This window comes from Candidatus Eisenbacteria bacterium, from assembly GCA_013140805.1.
Lineage (GTDB): Bacteria > Eisenbacteria > RBG-16-71-46 > RBG-16-71-46 > RBG-16-71-46 > JABFRW01.
Genome location: JABFRW010000126.1, coordinates 1 through 5696 on the forward strand (window position 1 = coordinate 1; position 5696 = coordinate 5696).

Annotated in this window: 7 protein-coding genes; all 7 read left to right on the top strand. The window is 68.7% G+C overall.

Translation table 11 applies throughout. From position 1 onward, the window contains the following. Nucleotides 1-1345, top strand: a 1345-nt coding sequence (locus HOP12_10040; protein NOT34497.1) for a hypothetical protein, incomplete at its 5' end; no start/stop codon positions are given. 204 nt (nucleotides 1346-1549) lie between these two features. After that, entirely contained in the window at nucleotides 1550-1909 is a 360-nt protein-coding gene (gene folB / locus HOP12_10045; GenBank protein ID NOT34498.1) for a dihydroneopterin aldolase, read from the top strand. Continuing rightward, nucleotides 1906-2400 (top strand): 2-amino-4-hydroxy-6-hydroxymethyldihydropteridine diphosphokinase, encoded by a 495-nt coding sequence (gene folK, locus HOP12_10050; GenBank protein NOT34499.1) that lies wholly within the window; start codon nucleotides 1906-1908, stop codon nucleotides 2398-2400. Before folB ends, folK begins: the two co-directional genes overlap by 4 nt. A 7-nt stretch (nucleotides 2401-2407) precedes the next feature. Continuing rightward, nucleotides 2408-3058, top strand: a complete 651-nt coding sequence (locus tag HOP12_10055; GenBank protein ID NOT34500.1) for a deoxynucleoside kinase — start codon at nucleotides 2408-2410, stop codon at nucleotides 3056-3058. Between the two features lie 68 nt (nucleotides 3059-3126). Continuing rightward, on the top strand, nucleotides 3127-3891 hold the full coding sequence (panB, locus tag HOP12_10060; protein NOT34501.1) for a 3-methyl-2-oxobutanoate hydroxymethyltransferase: 765 nt from the start codon (nucleotides 3127-3129) through the stop codon (nucleotides 3889-3891). Nucleotides 3892-3926: 35 nt separating this feature from the next. Further along, a complete protein-coding gene (locus HOP12_10065) occupies nucleotides 3927-4775 on the top strand; it encodes a pantoate--beta-alanine ligase (GenBank protein NOT34502.1) in 849 nt (282 codons plus the stop codon). Between the two features lie 55 nt (nucleotides 4776-4830). Continuing rightward, nucleotides 4831-5622 (top strand): NTP transferase domain-containing protein, encoded by a 792-nt coding sequence (locus HOP12_10070; GenBank protein ID NOT34503.1) that lies wholly within the window; start codon nucleotides 4831-4833, stop codon nucleotides 5620-5622. Nucleotides 5623-5696: the final 74 nt, after the last annotated feature.

A 5696-nucleotide genomic window follows, 5' to 3' on the forward strand; every position in this document is an offset into this window, starting at 1 on the left:
GACGTGGTGGCCGCCGCACGCGCTCGCGGGTATCGGCGCTGCGTTGCGGGATTCGTTCGCGCTGACCGCGTTCGTGACCGTCACTGCGATCGCGGCGGCGTGGGCAGCGGAGCGGGTATTGCGCGGGGAGCATTCGGAGCCCGCGGAGGCGGCGGAACGGCTCGAGCCGCGCCGGCTGCTGTGGCTCGGCATCGCATTCGTCTTCATCGGCATGCTCCCGGTCGGGGCGGTGAGCGAGTTGCGGCGTGGCTACTTCTTCGTGATCGCGGCCCTCGGTGCCTCACTGCTCGGGGGTTTCGTACTCGCCCGGCTGCCGCGCGGCACTTCGGTCGCCGCGATCGGAGCGCTCGCGTTGTCGCACTGGGGGGCGAATGGCTTCTACGAGCCACAGGCCGAAGCGCTCGGCCTCGCGCGCCACGCGCACGCCGGCTATTCGTTCTTCCGCGACAACGGCCAGCTCACCATGCGGCTGATGCATTCGCTCGAGCCGGCCTGCGCGGGCCTCGTGGCGCTGCCGCGTACTTTCGCTCTCAATGTCCCGACCGATGTCACGCTGACGACCGTGATGGGTCCAGGAGCGCGAGTCGCATGTCGCGACACCTCGATTCACGTGCAACCGATCGAACTCATGACGCCCGAGGATGCCGCCGGTTCATTCGGACTGTTGCGCTTCGACGCGGCGAGTGAGCGCTTCCTGTTCGAGCCCGTGCAGCCGGCGACGCGCGCACGTCTGGCCGAAGGCCTGCTGTTCGCCGGCCGGCCGGAGGTCGCGGCAGCGGGGTTCGTTGCCGCCGCACAGGAGATGCCGGGGGAGCCGGAGATCCAGTACCCGATGGCGCTCGCACTCGCGGCCGCGGGGCGAGCGGCCGAGGCGCGCAGCGCCTGGAACGAGGCGAAGCGACTCGGCTTCACGCCGCCGCCCGAGCAGCTGCTGGCGCGCCTGCTCTATGGACTGCCGACCGCACGTGCCGATTCGCTCCGGGCGCGGCTCGAGCCCGCGATGCGCGCAGCATGGAGTGACGCCGCCGACTCGACCGCGCATCGGCGACTGGGACGCGCTCTCATCGAAGTCGGGCTCACACGTCAGGCCTCGTTCGAGCTGGCCGCCGCCGCCGGACTCACGCACGCCAACGAAGATCTCGCCTGGCTCGGGCTCGCGTACGAGCGGCAGGGCGACGTCGATCGAGCGCGAGTCGTCTACGCTCAGGCGCTGCGCGACGGCTTGCGCGAGCCTACTTATGGAGTGGCGCGTGCTGGGCTCTCCCGCGTAGGCGTCACGGCGCCGCCCGACGTGCCGCGATCGTCGGGACGATTCGGTCGCTTCGATCGCCCGACCGGACGCTGACGCGCTCCACAATGCAAGTCGCCGCCCGCCGACCGGCTTGACCCCCTTCGAGTCGCCTTCCTAGACTGCCACGCCGCCGCACGCATGGACTCGTCCTCGCGCGGTCGGCGTCGACGCTCGCTCCCCGGCCCGCATTCCGCGCCCGGTGCCCGCGCGCCGGCGATCGTGGCGGGCTTCATGGCCCGCCCGCGTGGAAAGGGTGTCATGGCGATCATTCGCCTCGAGGGTCTGTCGGTGTTCGGTCACCACGGCGCGAGGCCCTACGAGAAGGAAGCCGGCCAGCGGCTCGAGGTCGATCTCGAGCTGGTGCCGGTCGACGATGCGGCGGAACGCAGCGACCGGCTCGTCGACGCGGTCGACTACGATCGGTTGTACCGCACGGTTCGCGAAGTCGTCGAGGACCAGAGTTTTCATCTGCTCGAGATGCTCGCCGCGACCACCGCCGAGACGATCCTCGAGCGGTTTCCGGTGCGGCGCGTTCGGGTACGGATCTCCAAGCAGAACCTCGGTTGGACGACCGGAGGCCGGGCGGTGATCGAAGTCACGCGGGAGCGCGCGAAATGATGGCGTACGTGGGGCTCGGCGCGAATCTCGGTGATCGTGAGGCCCAGTTGCGCGCGGCCATCGAGGCGCTCGCGGCACTGCCGGACACGCGCGTGATCCGGGTGTCCTCGCTCTACGACACGGAGCCGGTCGGCGAGGTCGAGCAGCCGAATTTCCTGAACGGGGTTGCGCACCTCGACACCGGACTCACCGCGCGTCAGCTGCTCTGGAATCTGATGCTGATCGAGAAGCGCCTCGGTCGCGTGCGTTCGGTGCGTTGGGGACCGCGCACCATCGACCTCGACCTGCTGCTGTACGGTGACCTGGTGCTCGAGGAGTCCGACCTGCAACTGCCGCATCCCGAGATGCTGCGTCGCGCATTCGTGCTGGCTCCGCTGGTCGAACTCGACCCGACGCTGACGCATCCGGTGACGGGCGAAACGGTCACGGAGCACCTCGCGCGACTCAAGGTGCGGCCCCCGGCCAAGCACGGCACTCGAATCTGGAACTGAGCCGCGGATGCTCGAGAATCGCTATATCGTCATCGAGGGCGTGATCGGAGTCGGCAAGACCAGCCTGTCGAAACTCCTGAGCGAACATCTCGAGGCGCAACTGGTGCTGGAGGAAGTCGAAGAGAATCCGTTTCTCAAGGATTTCTACCGCGATCGTGAGCACTATGCGTTTCAGACCCAGATGCACTTCCTGTTCAGCCGCTACCAGCAGCAGCGCGGCCTCAGGCAAACCGACCTGTTCAGCGACCGGCTGGTGTCCGACTACCTGTTCCAGAAGGATCGGATCTTCGCGTCGCTCAACCTGTCCGAGCGCGAGCTGGCGCTCTACGAACGACTGGTGGGCTGGCTCGAGCTCGACGTGGTGAAGCCCGACGTGGTGGTCTACCTGCAGAGCAACACCGAGGTCCTGATGGAACGCATCGCCAGGCGCGGGCGCTCGTTCGAGCGCGACATGGAGCGCGCCTACATCCAGTCGCTGAGCGATGCGTACAACCACTACTTCTTCCACTACACCGATGCGCCGCTGCTGGTGGTGAACACCAGCACGATCGACTTCGTGAATCGTCCCGAGGATTTCGAGGATCTGCGCCGCCGCATCCTCACGCATCGGCAGGGCACCACGTACTACACGCCGATCGAGCGCGGAGGAGCGCCGTGAGCAGCATTCCTCCTCTTACTGCCGCGTCGGCGCCACGCCCGCGACTGACCGCGCCGCGCATCGTCGAGATGAAGCAGCGCGGAGATCCGATCACCATGGTGACCGCCTACGACTACCCGACCGCGCGAATCGCGGACGAGGCCGGCGTCGAGATGCTGCTGATCGGCGACAGCCTCGGCACCGTCGTGCTCGGCTACGAGAACACGCTGCCGGTCACGGTCGAGGACATTCTCCACCACACGCGCGCCGTGGTCCGGGCCAGGCCGACCGCCATGGTGGTCGCCGACATGCCGTTCATGTCGTACCAGGTGAGCGTCGAACAGGCGGTACTGAACGCCGGCCGGCTGGTGCAGGAAGGCGGCGCCGATGCGGTCAAGCTCGAGGGTGGTGAACGCACCGCCGCTGCGATTCGTCGCATCGTCGAGATCGGGATCCCGGTCGTCGGACACCTCGGGCTCACGCCTCAGTCGGTGCTCGCTTTTGGCGGTCACAAGGTGCAGGCGCGCGGCGAAGCCGACCAGGAGCGACTGGTGCGGGACGCGCACGCGCTGGCGGCAGCCGGCTGCTTCGCGATCGTGCTCGAGGGCATTCCAGCGCGGCTCGGAGCACAGGTCACACGCGAGATCCCGGTTCCCACCATCGGCATCGGCGCCGGTGTGGAGTGCGACGGTCAGGTGCTCGTCACCCACGACCTGTTGGGTCTCTATCTCGGACGCGCGCCCAAGTTCGTTCGTCGCTACGCTGCTCTGGCGGACACCATGCGGGACGCGTTCGTTCGCTACGTGGCGGACGTCAAGGCGCGCAAGTTCCCGAATGCCGAGGAATCCTATTGAGCCCGGCGAAAGCGAAACCGCGGCGCCCCGCCCGCATGCGGATGGTGCGCGAGAGCTCGACGGTGCGACTGGCGATCGCCGCGTGGCGCCGCGCGGGAGACCGCATTGCGTTCGTACCCACGATGGGAGCGATTCATGCCGGGCACCTGAGCCTGGTCGCGCGCGCGCGGCGCTCGGCGGATCGGGTGGTTGCCAGCATTTTCGTCAACCCGCTGCAGTTCGGGCCGCGCGAAGACTATCGCCGCTACCCGCGTCCGCTCGTGCGCGATCGCGCGCAGCTCGAGGAGGCGGCCGTCGATCTGCTGTGGACGCCCGAGGTCGATGACCTGTATCCGTCCGGGCATCGCACCCGGGTGCGCGTCACCGGACTCACCGACGGACTCGAGGGGGCGGCGCGCCCCGGTCACTTCGATGGAGTCTGCACGGTGGTGGCGAAACTGCTCCTGATCGTGCAGCCGGACGTCCTGTGGCTCGGCCAGAAAGATGCCCAGCAGGCGCGCGTGATCGAACAGATGGTCGCCGATCTGGATCTCGCCGTGATGGTGCGGCGCGGCGAGACCACTCGTGAGCCGGATGGACTCGCGTTGTCTTCGCGCAATGCGTATCTCTCGGTCACCGAGCGACGTCAGGCGCTGGCGCTGTCGCGGGGACTGCGCGAGGCGCGGCGGCGCCTCGCCGGTGGCGAGCGCTCGGCGCTGCGGATTCAGAACGCCGTGCGCAAGTTGTGGCGCGACTTTCCGCTGGTGCGCGAGGACTACGTGGCCGTTGTGGATGCGAGCACGCTCGAACCCGTGACGCGAGTGAGCGGTCGCGTGCTGGTGGCGGTCGCGGCCCGCGTCGGCGCCACGCGATTGATCGACAACTTCGAATGGGAGCCGCGTTGAGTGGAGCGACCGCGTCCCGCGCCTGCCGTTCGCGAATCATCGTGAGGGCGAACTCGTGACCGCATTCCGTCATTCGGACGTCGCCGCGCTGGTGCTCGCGGCCGGGCAGGGAACCCGCATGAACAGCGACCTGCCGAAGGTTTTGCACCCGATGGCCGGCCGGCCGCTGCTCGATCACGTGCTCGCGGCCCTTCGTCAGCTCGGGGTGGGGCGCACGCTGGTGGTGATCGGGCATCAGCGGGAGCGGGTGCGTGCGGCGTTTCCGAGCCCGGAACTCGAGTGGGTGGTGCAGGCGGAACAGCGCGGCACGGGTCACGCGGTGCTGGTGGCGGGCCCGGCACTCGAGGACTTCAGCGGAACGCTGCTGATCGTGTGCGGCGACACACCCTTGCTGCGCGCGCCGATTCTGCACGAGCTGCTCGAGGGACATCACGCCTCGGGGGCCGCGGCGACCGTGCTGTCGGCGAAGGTCCCGGACCCGGGCGGCTACGGGCGAATCCTGCGCGTTTCCGGCGGAGCGGAAGACGCGATCGCCGGAATCGTCGAGCAACGCGATGCGACCCCCGAGCAGCGCGCGATCGACGAGATCAACTCCGGCAACTACGCGTTCGACTATCGAGCCCTCAGCGGCGTGCTGGGCCGCCTGACGGCCAGCAACTCGCAGGGCGAGTACTACCTGACCGATACGATCCGCTTGCTGCTCGCCGACGGTCGCAAGGCCGCGGTGCGGTGCGCGCCCGACCATCGCGAGCTGCTCGGCATCAACACGCCCGATCAGCTCGCCGAAGCCGAGCGCCTGTATTTCCAGATGCAGGGTTCGGGCACCCTGCCGCGCGCCGGGAGCTGACGTGGCGCGCGCCCGACCGGCGGGTTCACGAGTGCGCGCACGCAGCGGCGCCGCGCTCGCGAACCCGCCGGTCG

What these genes read in the sequence shown, in the direction of transcription:
- folB (NOT34498.1), top strand. Translation starts at nt 1,550, where the DNA reads ATGGCGATCATTCGCCTCGAGGGTCTGTCGGTGTTCGGTCACCACGGC.
- folK (NOT34499.1), top strand. Translation starts at nt 1,906, where the DNA reads ATGATGGCGTACGTGGGGCTCGGCGCGAATCTCGGTGATCGTGAGGCC.
- HOP12_10055 (NOT34500.1), top strand. Translation starts at nt 2,408, where the DNA reads ATGCTCGAGAATCGCTATATCGTCATCGAGGGCGTGATCGGAGTCGGC.
- panB (NOT34501.1), top strand. Translation starts at nt 3,127, where the DNA reads ATGAAGCAGCGCGGAGATCCGATCACCATGGTGACCGCCTACGACTAC.
- HOP12_10065 (NOT34502.1), top strand. Translation starts at nt 3,927, where the DNA reads ATGCGGATGGTGCGCGAGAGCTCGACGGTGCGACTGGCGATCGCCGCG.